This window comes from Streptomyces olindensis, assembly GCF_040645895.1.
In the GTDB taxonomy this organism is placed as follows: Bacteria; Actinomycetota; Actinomycetes; order Streptomycetales; family Streptomycetaceae; genus Streptomyces; species Streptomyces olindensis.
Genome location: NZ_JBEYZD010000063.1, coordinates 31,139 through 52,805, shown reverse-complemented (window position 1 = coordinate 52,805; position 21,667 = coordinate 31,139). Strand labels below are relative to the sequence as shown.

Below are 21,667 nucleotides of genomic sequence, written 5' to 3'. Positions count from 1 at the left end.
TGACCACGCTCAAGTCGAAGCTGCAGGATGACCTCAACGCCGCGATCAAGGAGCGCGACGAGCTCCGCTCCTCGACGCTCCGGCTGACGCTCGCCGCGATCACCAAGGAGGAGGTCGCGGGCAAGGAGAAGCGCGAGCTCTCCGACGACGAGGTGCAGAAGGTGATCACCCGGGAGGCGAAGAAGCGGCGTGAGGCGGCCGAGGCCTTCGCGCAGGGCGGTCGCGCCGAGCAGGCCGAGCGGGAGAAGGCGGAGGGCGAGGTGCTCGCCGGGTACCTGCCCAAGCAGCTGTCCGACGAGGAGCTCCAGCAGATCGTGGCCCAGGCCGTCGAGGAGGCCAAGGCGGCCGGTGCGGAGGGGCCGCGGGCCATGGGCGCGGTCATGAAGATCGTGAACCCGAAGGTGGCCGGGCAGGCCGAGGGCGGCCGTGTCGCCGCCGCGGTGAAGAAGCTGCTGGCCGGCTGACCGGGGCGGCTACCACCGCCGGTCGTCGCCGACCGGCACACGGACAAAGGGCGGCCCTCTCCCTCCCGGCAGGGAAGGAGAGGGCCGCCCCTCGTGTCGCCGGCCCGAAGGGCCGCACCTCTGTCAGATCACGCCTGTGCGGTCACACCGGCCGCTCGGCGGAACCGGCCCGCTCAGCCGGGCAGGTCCCGTTCAGCCGGGCAGGTCCACTCGGCCGGGCGGGCCCACTCGGGCGGGCGGGCCCACTCGGGCGGGCGGGCCCACTCGGGCGGGCGGGCCCACTCGGCCGAGCCGGCCCGGTCAGCCGAACCGGCCGCCGTTGCCGTTCCCGCCGCCGTTGTCCTGTCCGCGGAAGAATCCCTCGGGGATGGAGAACGAAGGCGTCGGGACGGTCTCGCCACCCCCGCCGCCGTTGTTGTTGCCGCCGACCAGACCGCCGATGAAGCCGTCGTTGTCCCCGTTGTCCCCGTCCTCGCGACCGTCACCGCCGCCGTCACCGTCGCCGCGGTCACGGTTCCGGTCGATGCCGTCGGGGATGTGGACGGTGTTGAAGTTCTCGACCGGCTTGCCCTCCAGCGCCCCGTACATCATGTCCTTCCAGATGGGGCCGGGGACCTCGCCACCGAAGACCTTGTCGTACGGGCGGCCACCGATGGTGATGTTGGTCATCCTCCGCTTGTGCGCCGGGTCGCCGACCCATACCGCGCCCGCCATGTTCGGCGTGTAGCCCACGAACCAGGCCGCGTAGCGCTCGTCCGTCGTACCGGTCTTGCCGGCGCTGTCCCGGCCGTTCCCGAGACCGGCCTTCCGGCCCGTGCCGTCCTCGACGACGCCCTTCAGCAGCGCGTTGATGGTGTCGGCGGTGTTCTCCGACATGGCGCGCGAGCACGTCGACTTCGGGACCTCGAGCTTGCGGGTCTTGTCACCGACCCGCTGGCTGACCGACTCGATGGCGACCGGCGTGCAGTACATGCCCCGCGAGGCGAAGGTCGCGTACGCGTTCGCCATGGTCAGCGGGGACATCTCCTGCGTGCCGAGGGCGATGGAGGGCACCTGGGGCATCTTGTCGCCGTCGGCCCGCTCGACGCCCATCTTCTTCGCCATCGTCGTCACCGGGCAGATGCCGATGTCGCTGATCATCTGCACGTAGTAGGTGTTGACCGACTTGGCGGTCGCCTCCTTCATGTCGTACGGGCCGACCTCCGACGAGTTCTCGTTCTCGAGCTTCGCCGGGTTGTTGGGGTCGTTCAGCCACTTCTTGCCGTCGCAGGCCGCGACCGGGCTCGGGTACGCCATCCGGTACGGCGAGGAGTACACCTTGTTGGGCGGCATGCCGTCCTCGAGGGCGGCGGCGGCCACGATCGGCTTGAACGTCGAACCGGGCTGGTAGCCCATGCCGCCGCCCATCGCCTGGTCGACGGAGAGGTTGATCTGCGTCTCGTTCTTCTTGAAGCCGTACGGACGCGACTGGCCCATGGCGAGGATCTTGCCGGTGCCGGGCTCGACGAGGGTGGCGGCGGTGGCCACCGGGTCGCTCTTGTAGACGTGGTCCTTGATGGACCGCTGCGCGGCGTCCTGCGCCTGCGGGTCCATGGTGGTGCGGACGGTGAGACCGCCCTGGTTCCAGACCTTCGCCCGGGCCTCCCTGGTCTTGCCGAAGACCGGGTCGGTGAGGAAGACCTCGCGCACGTAGTCGCAGAAGAAGCCCGCGCCCTTGACCGCCGTGATGCAGCCGTTCCTCGGCTTGCTGACCTTCAGGCCCAGCGGGGCCTTCATCGCCTCGGCGGCCTGGGCCCGGGAGATGTCGCCGACCTCGGCCATGCGGCGCAGCACGGTGTTGCGGCGCTTGGTGGCCTCCGCCTCGTCGTTGACCGGGTCGTACCGGCTGGGCGACTGGACGATGCCGGCGAGGAGGGCCGACTCCTGGAGGTTCAGGTCCTTGGCGGACTTGGAGAAGTAGCGCCGGGCCGCGGCCTCGACGCCGTAGGCCTGCTGGCCGAAGAAGGTGATGTTGAGGTAGTTCTCGAGGATCTTCTTCTTCCCGAGCTCCTCCTCGACCTGGATCGCGTACTTGAGCTCGCGGATCTTGCGGCCGATGGTCTGCTGGGTGGCCTGCGCGACCTTCGTCGGGTCGTCGCCCGCCTCCTCGACGAAGACGTTCTTCACGTACTGCTGCGTCAGCGTCGAGGCGCCCTGGGCGACCTCACCGCTGCGGGCGTTCTTGTTGAGGGCGCGCAGGACGCCCTTCAGGTCGACCGCGCCGTGCTGGTAGAAGCGCGAGTCCTCGATCGCGACGATCGCCTTCTGCATGTTCGGCGCGATGTCCTTGAGGGGGACCACCGTGCGGTCGCGCGAGTAGACGGTGGCGATCTGGCCGCCGTCGGCGTCGAGGATGGTGGTGCGCTGGCTCAGCGGCGGCGTCTTGAGGTTGGCCGGGAGCTCGTCGAAGCTCTCGACCGACCCCTTCGCCGCCAGCCCCAGCGCGCCCACCGCGGGCAGCGCGATGCCGGCCAGCACGGCCCCCGCGAGAACACTGACACCGAGGAACTTGGCGGCCTGCTGCGTGGGGGACAGACCACCGCCCGAGCGCTTCTTTGGCATGAGGGCAGCCTAATCCCTTGTTATGAGCGTTCCGGGAGAGCGGTGCTTCTCGGGATGTTCGAGTGCCGGATCGTGACATCTAAGGGCAGCCGGGCAGTCGACGCCTGAACGTAGATCGTGTGCGCGGTCCTGGTGCTCATGGTGGTGGCGGTCGCGTGGGCGCCGGACGGATGCCTTCAGTAGTCCAGGCGAAGACGTCTTTTGGCGAGATCGGCGGCGCTCGGCGCCTTTGTGGCCGCCACCACCAAAGCGGTCCATGTGGGTGTCGAGCGGATGTCTTGTTGGCACCAGACCCGCGAGGTCTCTTCGAAGAGGGGCGACGCTCGATACCTCCGGCCGTCAACACCCGCCACTTGATCACTCGTTGGTGTTGGTGGTGCGAGCCCACCGCATGGTGACTCCTCGATGCGCCCGAGCCGCTTGAGCTCCCGCGGAGACCGGGGCCCGTGGGGTGCGCTGGTGCCACGAACGGCTAGTGAGGTGTCGGCACTTCCGCTGGGCGGTTGATGCCTGGGATTAGGTAGCTCGCGTGGCCCGCATACGCTCGTGACCAGCGAAAACACCAGCACATCGGGAGGGAACGCTTTGATCTACTGCGGAATCGACTGGGCGGAAAACACGCACGACGTCGCTCTGGTCGACGACACGGGCCAGTTACTGGCCAAGCGACACATCACCGACGACGCGGCTGGATACAAGATCTTGCTGGACCTCCTCGCTGAGTACGGCGACAGCAAGGAGACGCCGATCCCGGTGGCGATCGAAACCTCCCGCGGCCTGCTGGTCGCCGTCCTGCGGACCGGCAAGCGGAAGGTGTACGCGATCAACCCGATGGCCGCCGCCCGCTACCGCGACCGACACAGCGTCTCCCGCAAGAAGTCCGACCCTGGCGACGCCCTGGTCCTGGCGAACATCCTGCGAACCGACATGCACGCCCACCGGCCGCTGCCCGAAGACTCCGACCTCGGCCGCGCAATCGCCGTCCTCGCCCGCGCTCAGCAGGACTCCTTATGGAACCGGCAGCAACTGGCCAACCAGCTCCGATCCCTGCTCCGGGAGTACTACCCGTCTGCCTTGAAAGCCTTCGCTACCTGGGCCAACGGCCTGTGCCGCCCCGAAGCCCGCGAACTCCTGAAGACTGCTGCCACCCCCACGCGCGCCGCGAAGCTCACCCGCACTCAGCTCCAGGCCGCTCTCAAGCGTGCCGGCCGCAAGCGCGGCATCGAGGGCGAAGCCGACCGCATCCGCCTCGTCTTCCGAGCCGACTGGGCCCACCAGCCGCTGCTCGTCGAGGACGCGCTCGGCAAGCAGATGCTCGCCCTCCTCATCCAGCTGGAGGCCGCCTGCACCGCCGCAGACCAGCTCGCCGAGGCGGTGGAAGAGGCGTTCCCTCAACACCCGGACGCCGAGATCCTGCTGAGCTTCCCCGGGCTCGGCATCCAGCTCGCCGCCCGGATCCTCGCTGAGATCGGGGACGACCACGCCCGCTTCGCCGACGCTCGCGGCCTGAAGGCATACGCGGGCTCATCGCCCATCACCAGAGCCTCAGGCAAGAAGTCGTCGATCACCCGGCGGTGGGTGAAGAACGACCGGCTCAACCACGCCGGCTACCTCTGGGCCTTCGCATCGCTCCGGGCCTCCGACGGGGCCAACGCCCACTACCGGCGACGACGCGAGACTGGCGATTGGCACGCAGCCGCCCAACGCAACCTCTTCAACCGCATGATCGGCCAGCTCTACCACTGCATCCAGCACCGCAAGCTGTTCGACGAGGACACCGCGTTCCCCACTGAACTGGCCGCCGCCGCTTGACGGCATAGCAACGTGAGGTGTCTACGTTCTCATTCGCCGGACAGGCGTATAGGCCTTGGCCTAAGCTGCTCTCAACTGTCACAGCAGTGAGGCCACGTATCAATACGTCCGGCGACCCCGAATCGTTCCGGGTGTTCCCCAACTTTTTTGGTGGGGGCGTGTCCGAATCCGCCTTGTGTGTCATACGGCGTCCGTTGTGACGCAACTGAACTGTCCTGGTTTGCCGGGAAAGTTACGTATGTCGCCAGCTCACTCCCCCGGGTGATCTGCCGCTTACCCATAGTCCGTTCGGGCCATTCAAGATTGGGCCCGCTGGGGGTGTTGCGCTGTGCCCACCTTCCGTAACGTCCTCAACTGGCGGCGGTGAATATGCCGCTGCCGCCGTGGGGGAGCCTCGATTCGGGAGAGGACGGCGCCGGTATGGGCTGGGTAACCGACTGGAGTGCGCAGGCGGCCTGCCGCACTACCGATCCGGATGAACTGTTCGTTCAAGGAGCAGCGCAGAACAGGGCCAAGGCGGTGTGCACCGGATGCCCGGTGCGCACGGAGTGCCTGGCCGACGCGCTCGACAACCGCGTCGAGTTCGGCGTGTGGGGAGGCATGACGGAGCGGGAGCGCCGCGCACTGCTGCGCAGGCGGCCCACGGTGACTTCCTGGCGCCGGCTGCTGGAGACCGCGCGCTCGGAGTACGAGCGCGGCACGGGTGTGGTGCCTCTCGACGACGACGAGGTCTACGAGAACTACGCCGCGGTGAGCTGAGGAGTTCCCTCCGGGGTCTCCCTACGTCTCAGGGCCCTTGACGGGCCCTTTGGCGGCTTCTGCGGCAGCACGCCGCTTCGGCGGCAGCACCGGGCCGCGTCCGTCAGGCGCTTGCCTCGGGCCGGTCGGACCCAGCGGACGCGTCGGGCAGCTCGCGTTCGTTGGCCGCGAGCCGGTCGCCGATGTCGCGCAGCCCCGTGAGGTCGTGCACGTCACCGGGCAGCGCGGCCACTTCCGTCACGGCCACCTCGGGGTGGAGCGCGGTGAAGCGGTCACGCGTGCGCTGCTCGCGGGAGAGCAGCTGCATGCGCTCGGCGTGCAGCCTCAGCAGGCCTGCCGTGAGCTGGTCGACGGAACGCTCGGCGTGCTCGGCGTCGTCCTCGGCGGGGGAGCCACCGTCGGAGGCCTCAGCAGCGGCCGGAGCTGGTGTTTCGGGCGTGGGAGAGTCTGAACTGTCTTGCGTTTCGGGAGAGTTACGAAGTCCAGCTTTCCCGCCCTCCTGATCCACAATGCGGGAGTCCTCAAGATTTTCCGCGGCGGCGAGCGCCCGCTCGGCCGACAGCCGGTCGGCGCCGCTGCCGTGGACCCGGTTGAGCACCAGCCCGGCGAGCGGCATGTCCTCCGCGGCCAGCCGCTCCACGAAGTACGCGGCCTCGCGCAGCGCGTCCCGCTCCGGGGCCGCGACCACGAGGAACGCCGTCCCCGGCGCCTGGAGCAGCTTGTACGTGGCGTCCGCGCGCGTGCGGAAACCGCCGAAGGTGGTGTCCATCGCGGAGACGAACGTCTGGACGTCCTTCAGGAGCTGACCGCCCAGCAGCTTGCCGAGGGTGCCGGTCATCATCGACATCCCGACGTTCAGGAACTTCATCCCGGCCCGGCCGCCCAGCTTCGCCGGGGCCGTCAGCAGCCGGATCAGCCGTCCGTCCAGGAACGACCCGAGCCGCTTGGGCGCGTCCAGGAAGTCCAGCGCCGAGCGGGACGGCGGGGTGTCGACGACGATCAGGTCCCACTCGTCCCGGGCCCGCAACTGGCCCAGCTTCTCCATCGCCATGTACTCCTGCGTGCCCGCGAAGCCCGCCGAGAGCGACTGGTAGAAGGGGTTGCCCAGGATGGCGGCCGCCCGCTCGCGGTCCGCGTGCGCCTCGACGATCTCGTCGAAGGTGCGCTTCATGTCGAGCATCATCGCGTGCAGCTCGCCGCCCGCGGAGTCGTCGATGCCCTTCACCCGGCGCGGGGTGTTGTCGAGGGAGTCGATGCCCATGGACTGGGCGAGCCGGCGGGCCGGGTCGATGGTGAGCACGACCACCTTGCGGCCCCGCTCGGCCGCGCGCAGGCCCAGCGCCGCCGCGGTCGTGGTCTTGCCGACCCCGCCCGAGCCGCAGCAGACCACGATGCGGGTCTTCGGGTCCTGGAGCAGCGGATCGACGTCGAGCACACGCGCGGGGGCGAGGTGGTGGTGGCGGGCCGGGTCGTGCGTGTGGGCCGGGTCCGGACGACTCATGACATCCCCTGCTTCCGACTCATGACGGGCCTTGCCTCGGTGCCGGGCCGCAGCCCTGTGTCGGGCCGCAGCCCTATGCACGGCCGCAGCCCTGTCCGCGGCCGTAGCCATGTGCGTGGCCGTAGCCATGTGCGTGGCTTCAGCCCTCTGCCGGGCCGCAGCCCTGTGCGTGGCCGGCTCACGACACGCCCTGCTCGCGCAGCTCGCGGGCCAGCTCGTACAGCCCCGCCAGGTCCATGCCCTCGGCGAACAGCGGCAGTTCGTGCAGCGGCAGGCCCAGCTCGGTGAGGACCGCGCGCTGCTCGTGCTCCAGCGCGTACCGCTCGGCGTACTCCTCGGCCTGGGTGAGCAGCGGGTCCACCAGCCGCTCCGCGTGCCCGCCGCGCCGCGCCCCGCCGAGCCCGGCGGACGACAGCGACCGCGCGACTGTGGAACGCGGGACCGTGCGTACGAGTTCCAGGTCGGCCGCGTCCAACACCTCCGGCCGCACCATGTTCACGATGATCCGCCCCACCGGCAGCCGCGCCGACCGCAGCTCGGCGATGCCGTCCACGGTCTCCTGGACGGGCATCTCCTCCAGCAGCGTCACCAGGTGCACGGCCGTCTCCGGCGACTTCAGCACCCGCATCACGGCCTGCGCCTGATTGTGTATGGGGCCGATCTTCGCGAGGCCGGCGACCTCGTCGTTGACGTTCAGGAAGCGTGTGACGCGCCCGGTGGGCGGGGCGTCCATGACGACGTAGTCGTAGACGAACCGCCCGCCCTTGTCCTTGCGGCGCACCGCCTCGCACGCCTTGCCCGTCAGGAGTACGTCCCTCAGGCCGGGCGCGATGGTGGTGGCGAAGTCGATCGCGCCGAGCTTCTTCAGGGCCCGTCCGGCGCTGCCCAGCTTGTAGAACATCTGGAGGTAGTCCAGAAGGGCCAGTTCGGGGTCGATGGCGAGGGCGTACACCTCCCCGCCCCCTGGAGCGACGGCGATCTTCCGCTCCTCATAAGGCAGCGCTTCGGTCTCGAAGAGCTGCGCGATGCCCTGGCGGCCCTCGACCTCGACGAGAAGCGTCCGCTTCCCCTCGTCGGCCAAGGCCAGCGCTAGGGCCGCGGCCACCGTGGTCTTGCCGGTACCGCCCTTGCCGCTGACGACCTGGAGCCTGCTCACGTATTCGAGCCTAACCAGTCCGCGCCCGGGCTACGCGGGAGGCTGTGGACAACCCGTGCAGGGTTCGCCCCCGGACCGCGGCCGAGACCCCGCTCGGACAGGGGCTAGAGTCGGCCGCATGACCAAGTGGGAATACGCAACCGTGCCGCTGCTCGTCCACGCCACGAAGCAGATTCTGGACACCTGGGGCGAGGACGGCTGGGAGCTCGTCCAGGTCGTGCCCGGGCCGAACAACCCCGAGCAGCTCGTCGCCTACCTGAAGCGGGAGAAGCAGTAGTGGGCGCCGTCGAGGCGAAGCTGGCCGAGCTCGGCCTGAGCTTGCCCGACGTCGTCCCGCCGCTCGCCGCTTACCAGCCGGCCGTGCAGTCCGGGCCGTACGTCTACACCGCCGGGCAGCTGCCCATGGTGGACGGCAAGCTTCCGGTCACCGGCAAGGTCGGCGCCGAGGTCACCCCGGAGGAGGCCAAGGAGCTGGCACGCACGTGTGTGCTCAACGCCCTGGCCGCCGTCAAGTCCGTCGCCGGTGACCTGGACCGCATCGCCCGCGTGGTGAAGGTCGTCGGCTTCGTGGCCTCGGCCTCGGACTTCACGGGCCAGCCCGCGGTGCTCAACGGCGCGAGCGAGCTGCTCGGCGAGGTCCTCGGCGACAAGGGCGTGCACGCGCGCAGCGCGGTCGGCGTGGCGGTGCTGCCGCTGGACGCGCCGGTGGAGGTCGAGATCCAGGTGGAGCTCGCGTAGCACCGCGCACCCGTCCGAGCTGCGCGATCCGGACCCGGGGGCCACTCGAACATCCGCCCGTCACGGGATAGCCTCGCGCCCATGGCGAACGGTCAGTGGTACCCCCCGGAGTGGCCGGACCGCATCCGCGCACTCGCGGCCGGCACCCTCACTCCGGTCACCCCGAAGCGCGCGGCGACCGTCATGCTCCTGAAGGACACCGGCTCCGGCCCCGCCGTCCACATGCTGCGCCGACGCGCCTCCATGGCCTTCGCCGGGGGCGCGTACGCGTATCCGGGCGGCGGTGTCGACCCGCGCGACGACGACCACCAGGTCCGCTGGGCGGGCCCCACGCGCGCGTGGTGGGCTGACCGGCTCGGCGTCGACGAGACGACGGCCCAGGCGATCGTCTGCGCGGCCGTGCGGGAGACGTACGAGGAGGCGGGCGTGCTGCTCGCCGGCCCGGCGCCCGATTCGGTCGTCGGCGACACCACCGGCGACGACTGGGAGGCCGACCGCGCCGCCCTGGTCGCCCGGGACCTGTCCTTCGCGGAGTTCCTGGACCGGCGCGGCCTGGTCCTGCGGTCCGACCTGCTCGGCGCCTGGACGCGCTGGATCACCCCCGAGTTCGAGGCCCGCCGCTACGACACCTGGTTCTTCGTCGCCGCCCTCCCCGAGGGACAGCGCACCCGCAACGCCTCCACGGAGGCCGACCGCACGGTGTGGATCACCCCGGGCGAGGCGGCGGCCGGGTACGACGCGGGCGAGTTGCTGATGATGCCGCCGACCATCGCGACCCTGCGGCAGCTGACGGCGTACGAGACCGCCGCCCAGGCGCTCGCCGCCGCCCCCGGCCGTGACCTCACGCCCATTCTGGCCACCGCCCGCCTGGTGGACGGGGAGATCGTGCTCTCCTGGCCGGGCCACGACGAGTTCACCAAGCACGTCCCGACCGCCCCGACCGGTGGAGCCAGCGCATGACGGACGCAGCAGCCCTTCCCGGCCAGCCCCGGGGCGGTGTCCTCTCGGGTCCCGCCACCGCGCGGGCCGTCAACGTCCTGGCCCCCAACCCGTCGGCGATGACCCTGGACGGCACGAACACCTGGATCCTCTCCGAGCCCGGCTCCGACCTGGCCGTGGTGGTCGACCCGGGGCCGCTGGACGACGGGCACCTGCGCCACGTCGTCGCCACGGCCGAGCAGGCCGGCAAGCGCGTCGCCCTGACCCTGCTGACCCACGGCCACCCCGACCACGCGGCGGGCGCCGCCCGGTTCGCGGAACTGACCGGCACGCGCGTGCGTGCCCTCGACCCGGCGCTGCGGCTGGGCGACGAGGGCCTGGCCGCCGGGGCCGTGATCACCACCGGCGGTCTCGAACTGAGGGTCGTACCGACGCCCGGCCACACCGCCGACTCGCTCTCCTTCCACCTCCCGGCGGACCAGGCGGTCCTGACGGGCGACACGATCCTGGGCCGCGGCACGACGGTCGTGGCCCACCCCGACGGCCGTCTCGGCGACTACCTGGACTCCCTGCGCCGCCTCAGGTCCCTCACGGTCGACGACGGCGTCCACACGGTCCTGCCGGGCCACGGCCCGGTCCTGGAGGACGCCCAGGGCGCCGTTGAGTACTACCTGGCCCACCGCGCCCACCGTCTCGCCCAGGTCGAGACGGCGGTCGAGGACGGCTACCGCACCCCCGCCGAGGTCGTCGCCCACGTCTACGCCGACGTCGACCGCTCCCTGTGGCCGGCGGCGGAGCTGTCGGTACGGGCCCAGCTGGACTACCTGGAGGAACACGGGCTCATCTAGGGCCCCTCGGGGCGCGATGCCTTGACGCCGTGCACGCGCGCATACTCCCCGGCGAGCCACGGTCCGAGATCGTCGACGTACGACCGGAGCACGGCGGCGTCCCCCGTCGGCTCGCGTCCGAGGACGGCCGCCGCCCGCAGCTGCTCGGCGCGCTCCGGGTAGTAGCCGGCGAACGCCTCCGCCATCTCCCGCAGGTCGCTGGTCCAGCCGTTCCAGCGGGGCATGACGAGCGTGAAGCCGGTGCGGACGAGGTGCCGGGACATGAAACGGACCAGCGGACGGCGGGCCTCCGCCGTGTCGTCCGCCTCGGCGATCCGGCGGCGCCAGCGGGGCAGGAGCAGGTGCAGATCGCCGTTGGTCTCGCGGGCCAGCAGCGTGTCGGGGCGGTAGCGCGGCAGAGACGCGGCCAGGTCCTCGCCCAGCAGCGGGGTGCACAGGCAGGCGACGAACCAGCCCAGGTCGTGCCGCTCCAGGTCGCTCAGCAGCCGCTCCCGGCTGAAGAGCAGCGTCCCGTGGCCGTCGATCTGCGCGAACTCCGCGTCCAGCGCCGCGCCGAGCGCACGGGCGTCGGCCCGGTCTGCCTCGGTCGGCTCCGCGCGCAGGGCGAGCAGCAGGTCGAGGTCGCTGTGCCCCACGCGCGCGGTGCCGCGCGGTATCGACCCGTAGACGTACGCGCTGTGCAGCCGGCTCCCGAACACGTCGGCGAGCCCCTCCCTGGCCGCGGCGACGACCGGGCGGAAGGTACGGGGCACGCGCGCGAGGGAGCCCTCCCGGGCGATGAAGCCCCCGGCGTCGAGTCCTGGGCGGTGAACGGTTCCGGCCATGCGGTCACTGTGCCGTGCGGGGCGATCCGGCGCGCCTCGTTTTCGACGCCGGGCCGACGGCGGGGCAGGGCGCCTTGGCGGGGCCGCGCATGACGTCGGGCCCCGTCCCGCGAGGGGACAGGGCCCGAAGACGTACGGCCGGGACGGGCGCGTCAGCGCGAGCGCTTGGCGAGGCGCTCCACGTCCAGGAGGATCACCGCGCGGGCCTCCAGGCGCAGCCAGCCGCGCTGGGCGAAGTCCGCCAGGGCCTTGTTGACCGTCTCACGGGACGCGCCGACCAGCTGGGCGAGCTCCTCCTGCGTGAGGTCGTGCACCACGTGGATGCCCTCCTCCGACTGCACGCCGAACCGGCGCGACAGGTCGAGCAGGGCGCGGGCGACACGGCCCGGCACGTCCGAGAAGACGAGGTCGGACATCGCGTCGTTGGTCTTGCGCAGCCGGCGGGCGACGGCGCGCAGGAGCGCCGAGGCCACCTCGGGCCGGGCGTTCAGCCAGGGCTGGAGGTCGCCGTGGCCGAGGCCGAGCAGCTTCACCTCGGTCAGCGCGGTGGCCGTGGCCGTGCGCGGACCCGGGTCGAACAGCGACAGCTCGCCGATGAGCTCGCCGGGGCCGACCACGGCCAGCATGTTCTCCCGGCCGTCGGGGGACGTGCGGTGCAGCTTGACCTTGCCCTCGGTGACCACGTAGAGGCGGTCGCCGGGGTCGCCCTCGTGGAACAGCGAGTCACCGCGGGCGAGGGTCACCTCACTCATGGAGGCGCGGAGCTCCGCGGCCTGCTCGTCATCGAGCGCCGCGAAGAGCGGATTGCGCCGCAGAACGTCGTCCACGAGTTCTCTCCCTTTCGACCTGCTCAGGGGATCTTGCTCCCCCGCGTACCAGGGGACCGTGGTGCCCATTTTGCCGGACGGTCCAAACAGTGTGATCTGTCACAAGGATGCCGCACAGGTGTCCCGGGGTACGCGGCAGGGGTCCAATTGGGCGCCGATCTTCAGGGGCCGGGGCGGATGTCGGTGCCTGGCCTTAGGCTGGCCGGGTGTCCAAATCGCCGGTGAGAGCACAGGCCGAGGGGGCTGCGCGGGTGGTTGTACGTCGCGATTCCGCTGTGGGCGAACAGAGCCCCGATGGCGGTAGGAAAACGGCGAAAGCGACAGAGGGGGCGGCGGCTTCGGGACAGCCGACGCCGACCGGGAAGCCGCCTGCCGTGAAGAAGGAGCCGGCTGCGAAGAAGTCACCGGCTACGAAGGAGTCGCCGGCTGCGGAGGAGTCACCGGCTGGGAAGAAGTCCCCGGCCGGGAAGAAGGCGGCCCCCGCCAAGAAGGCACCGGCTGCGAAGAAAGCACCTGCCGTGAAGAAGGCGCAGGCCGCGAAGAAGACACCTGCCGCGAAGAAGACACCCGCCGTGAAGAAGACACCCGCCGTGAAGAAGGCGCCCGCCGCCAAGAAGGTCACCGTCGCGCCCAAGAAGGCCACCGCCCGCCTCAAGGACACCGCCCCCGCCAGGACCGTCGTCCACCCGCCGGGCGGCGAGTCGCGTACCGCTCTGGTCCGCCGCGCCCGCCGTATCAACCGCGAGCTCGCCGAGGTCTACCCGTACGCGCACCCGGAGCTGGACTTCGACAACCCCTTCCAGCTGGTGGTCGCCACGGTCCTGTCCGCCCAGACCACCGACCTGCGCGTCAACCAGACGACGCCCGCGCTCTTCGCCAAGTACCCCACCCCCGAGGACCTGGCCGCCGCCAACCCGGAGGAGGTGGAGGAGATCCTCCGCCCCTGCGGCTTCTTCCGGGCCAAGACGAAGTCCGTCATAGGGCTGTCCAAGGCGCTCGTGGCGGACTTCGGCGGCGAGGTGCCCGGCCGGCTGGAGGACCTGGTCAAACTGCCCGGCGTCGGCCGCAAGACCGCGTTCGTCGTGCTCGGCAACGCCTTCGGGCGCCCCGGCATCACGGTGGACACGCACTTCCAGCGCCTGGTGCGCCGTTGGCAGTGGACCGCCGAGACCGACCCCGACAAGATCGAGGCCGCCATCGGCGCGCTCTTCCCGAAGAGCGACTGGACGGACCTCTCGCACCACGTCATCTGGCACGGCCGCCGCATCTGCCACGCCCGCAAGCCGGCCTGCGGGGCCTGCCCGATCGCCCCGCTCTGCCCGGCGTACGGCGAGGGCGAGACCGACCCGGAGAAGGCGAAGAAGCTCCTCAAGTACGAGAAGGGCGGCTTCCCCGGCCAGCGCCTGAGGCCTCCGCAGGCCTACCTGGACGCGGGCGGCAGGCCGGCGCCGCCCCTGGGGGCGGGATGAGCCGCCCGAGCCGCCCGGACACCTCCGCAAGCCCCCCGTACAGGGGACTGCGGCCCCTCGCGGAACGATCTCGGGGCCGCCGTGCGTTGGAAGCGGCAGGACGACGGGGGTGGCGATGACGCGCGCGAGCGACACACAGGGCGGCCCGGTGACCGTGAGCAAGGAGGGCCTGCCCGCCTGGCTGGACCCGGTGGTGCACGCTGTGGAGACGGTCCGGCCGAGGCAGCTGAGCCGCTTCCTGCCGCCCGAGGACGGCGCCGGCCGGCAGTCCGCCGTGCTGGTCCTCTTCGGCGAGGGCGACCAGGGGCCGGAGCTGCTGCTCATGGAGCGCGCGAGCTCCCTGCGTTCGCACGCGGGGCAGCCCTCGTTCCCCGGCGGGGCCCTCGACCCGGAGGACGGCGACCCGAAGGGTGACGGACCGCTGCGGGCCGCCCTGCGCGAGGCGGAGGAGGAGACCGGCCTCGACCCCGCGGGCGTCCAGCTCTTCGGCGTCCTGCCCCGGCTGTACATCCCGGTGAGCGGCTTCGTCGTCACACCGGTGCTCGGCTGGTGGCGCGAGCCCAGCCCGGTCGGGGTGGTCGATCCGAACGAAACCGCCAGGGTCTTCACAGTTCCCGTGGCGGATCTCACGGATCCCGCCAACCGAGCCACCACCCTCCACCCCAGCGGCCACCAAGGTCCGGCATTTCTGGTCAAATCAGCCCTTGTCTGGGGTTTCACGGCGGGAATCATCGACCGGCTGCTGCACTACGCGGGCTGGGAGCGGCCCTGGGACCGCGAGAAGCAGGTCCCGCTCGACTGGCGCGCATGACAGGGTGGCCCTCGTGAACGTGCTGGACATCTTGTTGCTGGTCGCCGCCGTGTGGTTCGCGGTCGTCGGCTACCGCCAGGGCTTCGTCGTCGGCATCCTGTCGGTGATCGGCTTCCTGGGCGGTGGCCTCGTCGCCGTCTACGCGCTGCCCGTGATCTGGGACGCGCTCACGGACAACGCCGAGGTGAGCACGACCGCCGCCGTCGTCGCGGTCGTCGTCGTGATCGTCTGCGCCTCCATCGGCCAGGCCCTCACCACCCACCTCGGCAACAAGCTGCGCCGGCACATCACCTGGTCCCCGGCCCGGGCCCTCGACGCGACCGGCGGCGCGCTGGTCAACGTCGTGGCGATGCTCCTGGTCGCCTGGCTGATCGGCTCGGCCCTCGCGGGCACCACGCTGCCGACGCTCGGCAAGGAGGTCCGCAACTCCAAGGTGCTGCAGGGCGTCTCCCAGGCGCTGCCCGACCAGGCCGCCACCTGGTTCGCGGACTTCTCCTCCGTCCTCGCGCAGAACGGCTTCCCACAGGTCTTCAGCCCGTTCTCCAACGAGCCGATCACCGACGTCCAGCCGCCCGACCCGGCCCTGGCCGGCAGCCCGGTGGCGAACCGCGCCCAGCGCTCCATCGTCAAGGTCATGGGCACGGCCCCGAGCTGCGGCAAGGTCCTGGAGGGCACGGGCTTCGTCTTCGCCGACCGCCGCGTGATGACGAACGCGCACGTGGTGGGCGGTGTCGACGAGCCGACCGTGCAGATAGGCGGCGAGGGCAGGAAGTACGACGCCACGGTCGTGCTCTACGACTGGCGGCGCGACATCGCCGTACTGGACGTGCCGGACCTCAAGGCGCCCGCGCTGCGGTTCACCACGAAGGACGCGGCCAGCGGCGACGGCGCGATCGTCGCGGGCTTCCCGGAGAACGGGGCGTACGACGTGCGGGCCGCGCGCGTGCGGGGACGCATCACGGCCAACGGCCCGGACATCTACCACCGCGGCACGGTCCGCCGCGACGTCTACTCCCTCTTCGCGACCGTCCGCCAGGGCAACTCCGGCGGCCCGCTGCTCACCCCCGACGGCAAGGTCTACGGCGTGGTGTTCGCCAAGTCCCTCGACGACGCCGAGACCGGGTACGCGCTCACCGTGGACGAGATCCAGGAGGACATCACCAAGGGGCGCACCGCCAACCAGCAGGTGGGCAGCGACAGCTGCGCGCTCTAGGAGCGGCTCGGGGAAGGGCGGGCCCCGCGCGTCACTCGCGCGGGTGACGCCTCAGTCGCGTGTGTGGCGCAGTCGTACGGAGACCCAGCGGGCCCGGCGGCGGAGGATGCGCGGGATCCCGACCCTGGGGTCCGCCCCCGCCATCTGCGGTGCACCGCCTCGCTGGTAGGAGTTCGCACCGCCCGCCGAGCGGCGATTGCGGCTTGCGTCACTGTAGTCGTGCGTCCAGCCCATACCCCGACGTGTGCCCCTGCCCCATGGTCGATAACCGCTCCCGGGGCGCCCAATTGGCCTATGCGCCGGGCAATTGGCCGTTCGTAGGACAAGCGTTCAGGCGCCGGTACCGGGCGCGGTCACCCGGTCACCGATCGGGTTCGGGATCCCGCAGCCAGTTGATGAGCTCCGAGGAGAACGCGACCGGGTCCTCCTCGTGCGGGAAGTGGCCGAGGCCGTCGAACAGCCGCCAGCGGTACGGGGCTTCGACGTACTCGCCGGAGCCGGCCGCGCTGCGCGTGCGCATCACGGGGTCGAGCGAGCCGTGCAGATGGAGGGTCGGCACGCGCACGGGCCGCTTCATCCGCCGGTTGAACTGGATGCCGTCCGGGCGCGCCAGGGAGCGCACCATCCAGCGGTACGGCTCGACCGCACAGTGCGCCGCCGAGGGGATGCACATGGCGCGGCGGTAGTTCTCCAGCGCCTCGTCCTCCGGCGGGCGCGGCCCGGACCACTCCTGGATCAGCTCGGCCACGAGCGCCCCGTCGTCGGCGGTGAGCTGCCGCTCCGGGATCCAGGGCCGCTGGAACCCCCAGATGTGTGAACCGGCGCGCGTCTGCTTGACGTCCCGCAGCATGGCCGAGCGCCAGCGCCGTGGATGCGGCATGGAGACGACCGCCAGCCGCCGCACCAGCTTGGGGCGCATCGCGGCGGCCGTCCACGCCAGGTATCCGCCGAGGTCGTGGCCGACCAGCGCGGCGTCGGGCTCGCCGAGCGAGCGGATGACCCCGGTGACGTCGAGCGCGAGGTTGGCGGGGTCGTAGCCGCGCGGCGTGCGGTCGCTGCCCCCGACACCCCGCAGGTCCATGGCGACGGCCCGGAACCCCGCGTCGGCGAGCGCCACCAGCTGGTGCCGCCAGGTCCACCAGAACTGCGGGAAGCCGTGCAGCAGCAGCACCAGCGGCCCGTCGCCCAGCTCGGCGATGTGGAAGCGGGCGCCGTTGGCGGCGACGTCGCGGTGGCTCACCTGCTTCCCGCCGGGGACGTCCAGGAGTACGGCCGAGGCCGGTTGTGCCGAGGGTGTGGCGGGGTCCGTCATGACGACGAGCGTGCCACAGCCTCGATGGCTTCGGGGACCCGGTCCTGCGTGAGCTCCGGGCGCGGGTGCGGCTTGGCCTTCTGCAGGACGCCCGCGCTCTGCTTCATCGAGGCGGCGACCTTCTGCGGCCCCTTGTTCTTCTTGGCCTTCTTCGCGAAGACCACGCCGATCAGCGCGAGCACGACCGCGACCAGCACGTTCGCCGCGAAGGACAGCAGGAAGCAGATCGCGAGGTTCCAGTCGCTCCAGGTGCGGATGCCGTAGGCCAGCGCGAAGTTCAGCATCGGCAGCGAGAACAGCAGGACCGCCCCCGCCATCGAGAAGGCGCCCCCGCTGGTCGCGCCGCGCTTGACGTCCTGCTTGAGCTGCGCCTTCGCCAGCGCGATCTCGTCGTGCACCAGCGCCGACATTTCCGCCGTCGCCGAGGCGAACAGCTGGCCGATGCTGCGTTCGGCGCCGACCGGGCTGCCGTCGGGTGCGCTCATCGCGGTCTCCCTCTTCTGCGTACGGTCCGATTTCCGCGTCCTGTGCCTGACTCGCCACAGTCGTCCGACTGCGTACGGCCTGACTGCGTACGGTCCCGTCTTTTGTACCGTCTCGTCAGATCATGCCGGACCGTCGCGGTCATCGCCTGCCCCGCCCGGCACTTCGGCAAGCCCGTGCCGCGCCGCTGCCTTCTCCTGGGCGATGCGGCGGTGCTCGGCGGCCTTGCGCTCGTAGCGCTCCGCCATGCGCAGGTGGTACGCCGGGTCGTCCTCCTCGTAGATGTCCGGGATGCCGTCGGCGTCCTCGTCGCGCTCCTCGGTCTCCCACAGGCGGCGGTATTTGGCGTTCCGGATCTTCAGCAGGACGGTCGCGAGGGTCGCCGCGATGAGCGAGCCGCACAGTACGGCGGCCTTGATCTCGTCGGTCATCACCTGGTCGCCCTCGAAGGCGAGTTCGCCGATGAGCAGGGAGACGGTGAAGCCGATGCCGGCGAGGCTCGCCACCGCGAACACGTCCGCCCAGGCGAGGTCGTCGCTGAGCGACGCCCGGGTGAAGCGCGCGGCCAGCCAGGTCCCGCCGAAGATGCCGAGCACCTTGCCGACGACGAGTCCGAGGACGACACCGAGGGTCTCGGGCTGGGTGAACACGTCGGCGAGCGCCCCGCCGGACACCGAGACGCCCGCGCTGAACAGCGCGAACAGCGGTACGGCCAGTCCCGCCGACAGGGGCCGTACGAGGTGCTCGATGTGCTCGCCGGGGGAGTGCGCCTCGCCCTCGTGGCGGTGGCAGCGCAGCATCAGGCCCATGGCCACGCCCGCGATGGTGGCGTGGACGCCGCTGTTGTACATCAGGGCCCACACCACCAGGGCGAGCGGCACGTAGACGTACCAGCCGCGTACGCCTTTGCGCAGCAGCAGCCAGAAGACGGCGAGGCCGGCCGCGGCGCCGCCGAGCGCGGCGAAGTTCAGGTCGTCGGTGAAGAAGACGGCGATGATCAGGATCGCGAAGAGGTCGTCGACGACGGCGAGCGTGAGCAGGAAGGCGCGCAGCGCGCTCGGCAGGGACGTGCCGATGACGGCGAGCACGGCGAGGGCGAAGGCGATGTCGGTGGCGGTGGGCACGGCCCAGCCGGCCAGCGAGCCGCCGCCGGTGACGCTGGTGACCGTGTAGACGAGCGCGGGTACGGCCATGCCGCACAGGGCGGCGACGACCGGCAGCGCGGCGGCTTTGGGGTCGCGCAGATCACCCGCGACGAGTTCGCGCTTGAGCTCGATGCCGGCGACGAAGAAGAAGATCGCGAGAAGTCCGTCGGCGGCCCAGTGCGCGACCGACAGATCGAGGCCGAGGGCGGCGGGGCCCAAGTGGAAGTGGGCGATGTCCTCGTAGCTGTCGTGCAGCGCGGGGATGTTCGTCCACAGCAGTGCGATGACCGCGGCGGCGAGCAGCAGGACGCCGCCGACCGTCTCGGTGCGCAGCGCGTCCGCCACGTAGGTCCGCTCGGGCAGTGACAGTCGGTCGAGGACCTTGCGAGGAGCGGAGCGGGGCGCGGTCACGGGGGAGACCTCCGGATCTGGGCAGGGAACAGCGACCTGCCGACCAGACTTCCCGGCACCCCTATGAGCTTCGTTTTGTTTAGCCTACTTAAGTGTGCCCGGGGGTGCACAGGGCGATCTTCTCCCAGCTGCGCGAAGGGCACCCGGTGGCGTGTTGCCGGGTGCCCCTCGTTCATTCTCTGCTCTGCCGCGATCAGTCCTCGCTGGGCGCGGCCGGCAGCTTGGCCTGGATGAGGTCCATGACCGTGGAGTCCGTCAGCGTGGTGACGTCACCGAGCTGGCGGTTCTCGGCGACATCCCGCAGCAGCCGGCGCATGATCTTGCCGGAGCGGGTCTTCGGCAGCTCGGCCACCGGCAGGATCCGCTTGGGCTTGGCGATCGGGCCGAGGGTGCTGCCGACGTGGGCGCGCAGCTCGTCGACCAGCGTCTCCGTCTCGGCGGCCGTGCCGCGCAGGATCACGAAGGCGACGATCGCCTGCCCGGTCGTCTCGTCCGCCGCGCCGACCACGGCCGCCTCGGCGACCGACGGGTGGGAGACGAGCGCGGACTCGACCTCGGTGGTGGAGATGTTGTGCCCCGAGACGAGCATGACGTCGTCGACCCGGCCGAGCAGCCAGATGTCGCCGTCGTCGTCCTTCTTGGCGCCGTCACCGGCGAAGTACTTGCCCTCGAAGCGCGACCAGTACGTGTCGATGAACCGCTGGTCGTCGCCCCAGATGGTGCGCAGCATCGACGGCCACGGCTCGGTCAGCACCAGGTAGCCACCGCCGCCGTTGGGCACCTCGTTCGCCTCGTCGTCGACGACCGTCGCGGAGATGCCGGGCAGCGGCGTCTGCGCGGAGCCGGGCTTGGTGGCGGTCACGCCCGGCAGCGGGGTGATCATCATCGCGCCGGTCTCGGTCTGCCACCAGGTGTCGACGATCGGGGTGCGGTCGCCGCCGATGTTCTTGCGGTACCAGATCCACGCCTCGGGGTTGATCGGCTCGCCCACCGAGCCCAGCACGCGCAGGCTGGACAGGTCGAACTTGGCGGGGATGTCGTCGCCCCACTTCATGAACGTGCGGATCGCCGTCGGCGCGGTGTAGAGGATCGTCACGCCGTACTTCTGGACGATCTCCCAGAAGCGGCCCTGGTGCGGGGTGTCGGGCGTGCCCTCGTACATGACCTGCGTCGCGCCGTTGGCGAGCGGGCCGTAGACGATGTACGAGTGGCCGGTGACCCAGCCGACGTCGGCGGTGCACCAGTACACGTCGGTCTCCGGCTTGAGGTCGAAGACGGCGTGGTGGGTGTAGGCGGCCTGGGTGAGGTAGCCGCCGGAGGTGTGCAGGATGCCCTTCGGCTTACCCGTGGTGCCCGAGGTGTAGAGGATGAACAGCGGGTGCTCGGCCTCGAACGCCTGCGGGGCGTGCTCCGCGCTCTGCCGCCCCACGAGGTCGTGCCACCACAGGTCGCGGCCCTCGGTGAAGGCGACCTCCTGGCCGGTGCGGCGCACGACCAGGACGTGCTCGACGTTGCCCGCCTTCTCGACGGCCTCGTCCACGGCCGGCTTGAGCGCGGAGGGCTTGCCGCGCCGGTAGCCGCCGTCGGAGGTGATGACCACGCGCGCGTCGGCGTCCTGGATGCGGGTGGCGAGCGCGTCGGAGGAGAAGCCGCCGAAGACGACGGAGTGGGCGGCGCCGATGCGGGCGCAGGCCAGCATCGCGATCGCCGTCTCGGGAATCATCGGCATGTAGACGGCGACCCGGTCCCCGGCCTGAACGCCCAGCTCCAGCAGCGCGTTGGCCGCCTTGGAGACCTCGTCCTTGAGCTCGGCGTAGGTGATCGCGCGGCTGTCGCCGGGCTCGCCCTCGAAGTGGATGGCGACCCGGTCGCCGTGCCCGGCCTCCACGTGCCGGTCGACGCAGTTGTAGGCGACGTTGAGCTCGCCGTCCTTGAACCACTTGGCGAACGGCGGGTTCGACCAGTCGAGCGTCTCGGTGGGCTCCTTGGCCCAGGTCAGCCGGCGGGCCTGCTCGGCCCAGAAGCCGAGCCTGTCAGCCTTGGCCTGTTCATACGCCTCCGCGGTGACGTTGGCGTTGGCGGCCAGGTCGGCGGGGGGTGCGAACCTGCGCTCTTCCTTGAGCAGGTTGGCCAGGCTTTCGTTGCTCACGGCATCTGCCTTTCCCAGGGTGTCCGTTGTGTCCCAGGCCACAGCTCATCAGACCCGGGGGTGCGATGACAAGGTCCGACCGCCGATTGGTTTAGACCTGTTGGGCGGTGGTTTCGACGGCCGGGGTCATCCGTACCCACGGACACCGACCAGGGAAAGTTCATACGTGTAACGCCGGTCACGTGCCCGCGGGAGGGGCGGAGAG

General features: G+C 71.0%; 20 protein-coding genes. 10 read left to right on the top strand and 10 right to left on the bottom strand.

Going from position 1 to position 21,667, the window contains the following annotated elements; genetic code table 11:
- Positions 1–464: GatB/YqeY domain-containing protein (locus tag ABZ948_RS31340; RefSeq protein WP_359765196.1), on the top strand; the 464-nt coding region annotated here is incomplete at its 5' end.
- Between the two features lie 300 nt (positions 465–764).
- Here the strand turns inward: ABZ948_RS31340 and ABZ948_RS31335 are convergent.
- Positions 765–3,065 carry a transglycosylase domain-containing protein gene (locus tag ABZ948_RS31335; RefSeq protein WP_359765194.1) on the bottom strand — a complete coding sequence of 767 codons (2,301 nt, stop codon included), beginning with the start codon at positions 3,063–3,065 and terminating at the stop codon, positions 765–767.
- 585 nt (positions 3,066–3,650) lie between these two features.
- Between ABZ948_RS31335 and ABZ948_RS31330 the strand changes: the two genes are divergently transcribed.
- Both ABZ948_RS31330 and wblA read left to right on the top strand, forming a co-directional pair.
- Positions 3,651–4,877 carry an IS110 family RNA-guided transposase gene (locus tag ABZ948_RS31330; RefSeq protein WP_359765200.1) on the top strand — a complete coding sequence of 409 codons (1,227 nt, stop codon included), beginning with the start codon at positions 3,651–3,653 and terminating at the stop codon, positions 4,875–4,877.
- A gap of 420 nt (positions 4,878–5,297) precedes the next feature.
- Entirely contained in the window at positions 5,298–5,636 is a 339-nt protein-coding gene (gene wblA / locus ABZ948_RS31325) for a transcriptional regulator WblA (protein ID WP_031115994.1), read from the top strand.
- Positions 5,637–5,739: 103 nt separating this feature from the next.
- Here wblA and bagB read toward each other — a convergent pair whose 3' ends face one another.
- The gene (gene bagB, locus ABZ948_RS31320) at positions 5,740–7,137 is read right to left on the bottom strand and encodes an ATPase BagB (protein ID WP_359765192.1); all 1,398 of its coding nucleotides are present in this window, start codon (positions 7,135–7,137) and stop codon (positions 5,740–5,742) included.
- Positions 7,138–7,315: 178 nt separating this feature from the next.
- The gene (gene bagA, locus ABZ948_RS31315) at positions 7,316–8,293 is read right to left on the bottom strand and encodes an ATPase BagA (RefSeq protein ID WP_359765190.1); all 978 of its coding nucleotides are present in this window, start codon (positions 8,291–8,293) and stop codon (positions 7,316–7,318) included.
- A gap of 118 nt (positions 8,294–8,411) precedes the next feature.
- Between bagA and sp36 the strand changes: the two genes are divergently transcribed.
- The 4 genes from sp36 to ABZ948_RS31295 all read left to right on the top strand — a co-directional run bounded on the left by sp36 (position 8,412) and on the right by ABZ948_RS31295 (position 10,818).
- A complete protein-coding gene (gene sp36, locus ABZ948_RS31310; protein ID WP_003991873.1) occupies positions 8,412–8,570 on the top strand; it encodes a Sp36 family protein in 159 nt (52 codons plus the stop codon).
- The gene (locus ABZ948_RS31305; protein WP_359765188.1) at positions 8,570–9,031 is read left to right on the top strand and encodes a RidA family protein; all 462 of its coding nucleotides are present in this window, start codon (positions 8,570–8,572) and stop codon (positions 9,029–9,031) included. Before sp36 ends, ABZ948_RS31305 begins: the two co-directional genes overlap by 1 nt.
- A gap of 81 nt (positions 9,032–9,112) precedes the next feature.
- Complete coding sequence (locus ABZ948_RS31300) at positions 9,113–9,991, top strand: NUDIX hydrolase (RefSeq protein ID WP_359765186.1); 879 nt, start codon at positions 9,113–9,115, stop codon at positions 9,989–9,991.
- Entirely contained in the window at positions 9,988–10,818 is an 831-nt protein-coding gene (locus ABZ948_RS31295) for an MBL fold metallo-hydrolase (protein ID WP_359765184.1), read from the top strand. The genes ABZ948_RS31300 and ABZ948_RS31295 overlap by 4 nt, the downstream gene beginning before the upstream one ends.
- Here ABZ948_RS31295 and ABZ948_RS31290 read toward each other — a convergent pair.
- Both ABZ948_RS31290 and ABZ948_RS31285 read right to left on the bottom strand, forming a co-directional pair.
- Entirely contained in the window at positions 10,815–11,642 is an 828-nt protein-coding gene (locus ABZ948_RS31290) for a nucleotidyltransferase (protein ID WP_359765182.1), read from the bottom strand. The genes ABZ948_RS31295 and ABZ948_RS31290 overlap by 4 nt on opposite strands.
- Before the next feature lie 152 nt (positions 11,643–11,794).
- Complete coding sequence (locus ABZ948_RS31285) at positions 11,795–12,469, bottom strand: Crp/Fnr family transcriptional regulator (RefSeq protein ID WP_031115987.1); 675 nt, start codon at positions 12,467–12,469, stop codon at positions 11,795–11,797.
- Between the two features lie 374 nt (positions 12,470–12,843).
- Between ABZ948_RS31285 and nth the strand changes: the two genes are divergently transcribed.
- The 3 genes from nth to ABZ948_RS31270 all read left to right on the top strand — a co-directional run bounded on the left by nth (position 12,844) and on the right by ABZ948_RS31270 (position 15,962).
- Complete coding sequence (gene nth, locus ABZ948_RS31280) at positions 12,844–13,938, top strand: endonuclease III (protein WP_359765180.1); 1,095 nt, start codon at positions 12,844–12,846, stop codon at positions 13,936–13,938.
- Positions 13,939–14,053: 115 nt separating this feature from the next.
- The gene (locus ABZ948_RS31275) at positions 14,054–14,749 is read left to right on the top strand and encodes an NUDIX hydrolase (RefSeq protein WP_359765178.1); all 696 of its coding nucleotides are present in this window, start codon (positions 14,054–14,056) and stop codon (positions 14,747–14,749) included.
- A gap of 13 nt (positions 14,750–14,762) precedes the next feature.
- On the top strand, positions 14,763–15,962 hold the full coding sequence (locus ABZ948_RS31270; RefSeq protein ID WP_359765176.1) for a MarP family serine protease: 1,200 nt from the start codon (positions 14,763–14,765) through the stop codon (positions 15,960–15,962).
- A gap of 51 nt (positions 15,963–16,013) precedes the next feature.
- Here the strand turns inward: ABZ948_RS31270 and ABZ948_RS31265 are convergent, their stop codons facing one another.
- The 5 genes from ABZ948_RS31265 to acs form a co-directional block, all read right to left on the bottom strand.
- Complete coding sequence (locus ABZ948_RS31265) at positions 16,014–16,196, bottom strand: hypothetical protein (protein ID WP_078650763.1); 183 nt, start codon at positions 16,194–16,196, stop codon at positions 16,014–16,016.
- A gap of 127 nt (positions 16,197–16,323) precedes the next feature.
- A complete protein-coding gene (locus tag ABZ948_RS31260) occupies positions 16,324–17,274 on the bottom strand; it encodes an alpha/beta fold hydrolase (protein ID WP_359765174.1) in 951 nt (316 codons plus the stop codon).
- Positions 17,271–17,759 carry a phage holin family protein gene (locus ABZ948_RS31255; protein ID WP_359765172.1) on the bottom strand — a complete coding sequence of 163 codons (489 nt, stop codon included), beginning with the start codon at positions 17,757–17,759 and terminating at the stop codon, positions 17,271–17,273. The genes ABZ948_RS31260 and ABZ948_RS31255 overlap by 4 nt, the downstream gene beginning before the upstream one ends.
- Before the next feature lie 120 nt (positions 17,760–17,879).
- Positions 17,880–19,313: a Na+/H+ antiporter NhaA gene (gene nhaA / locus ABZ948_RS31250; RefSeq protein ID WP_359765170.1), complete on the bottom strand. Its 1,434-nt coding sequence runs from the start codon at positions 19,311–19,313 to the stop codon at positions 17,880–17,882.
- 193 nt (positions 19,314–19,506) lie between these two features.
- Entirely contained in the window at positions 19,507–21,462 is a 1,956-nt protein-coding gene (gene acs / locus ABZ948_RS31245; RefSeq protein WP_359765169.1) for an acetate--CoA ligase, read from the bottom strand.
- Positions 21,463–21,667 lie beyond the last annotated feature (205 nt).

What these genes read in the sequence shown, in the direction of transcription:
- ABZ948_RS31275 (WP_359765178.1), top strand. Translation starts at nt 14,054, where the DNA reads ATGACGCGCGCGAGCGACACACAGGGCGGCCCGGTGACCGTGAGCAAG.
- ABZ948_RS31295 (WP_359765184.1), top strand. Translation starts at nt 9,988, where the DNA reads ATGACGGACGCAGCAGCCCTTCCCGGCCAGCCCCGGGGCGGTGTCCTC.
- wblA (WP_031115994.1), top strand. Translation starts at nt 5,298, where the DNA reads ATGGGCTGGGTAACCGACTGGAGTGCGCAGGCGGCCTGCCGCACTACC.
- sp36 (WP_003991873.1), top strand. Translation starts at nt 8,412, where the DNA reads ATGACCAAGTGGGAATACGCAACCGTGCCGCTGCTCGTCCACGCCACG.
- ABZ948_RS31260 (WP_359765174.1), bottom strand. Translation starts at nt 17,274, where the DNA reads ATGACGGACCCCGCCACACCCTCGGCACAACCGGCCTCGGCCGTACTC.
- ABZ948_RS31255 (WP_359765172.1), bottom strand. Translation starts at nt 17,759, where the DNA reads ATGAGCGCACCCGACGGCAGCCCGGTCGGCGCCGAACGCAGCATCGGC.
- bagB (WP_359765192.1), bottom strand. Translation starts at nt 7,137, where the DNA reads ATGAGTCGTCCGGACCCGGCCCACACGCACGACCCGGCCCGCCACCAC.
- ABZ948_RS31290 (WP_359765182.1), bottom strand. Translation starts at nt 11,642, where the DNA reads ATGGCCGGAACCGTTCACCGCCCAGGACTCGACGCCGGGGGCTTCATC.
- ABZ948_RS31265 (WP_078650763.1), bottom strand. Translation starts at nt 16,196, where the DNA reads ATGGGCTGGACGCACGACTACAGTGACGCAAGCCGCAATCGCCGCTCG.
- ABZ948_RS31300 (WP_359765186.1), top strand. Translation starts at nt 9,113, where the DNA reads ATGGCGAACGGTCAGTGGTACCCCCCGGAGTGGCCGGACCGCATCCGC.
- ABZ948_RS31335 (WP_359765194.1), bottom strand. Translation starts at nt 3,065, where the DNA reads ATGCCAAAGAAGCGCTCGGGCGGTGGTCTGTCCCCCACGCAGCAGGCC.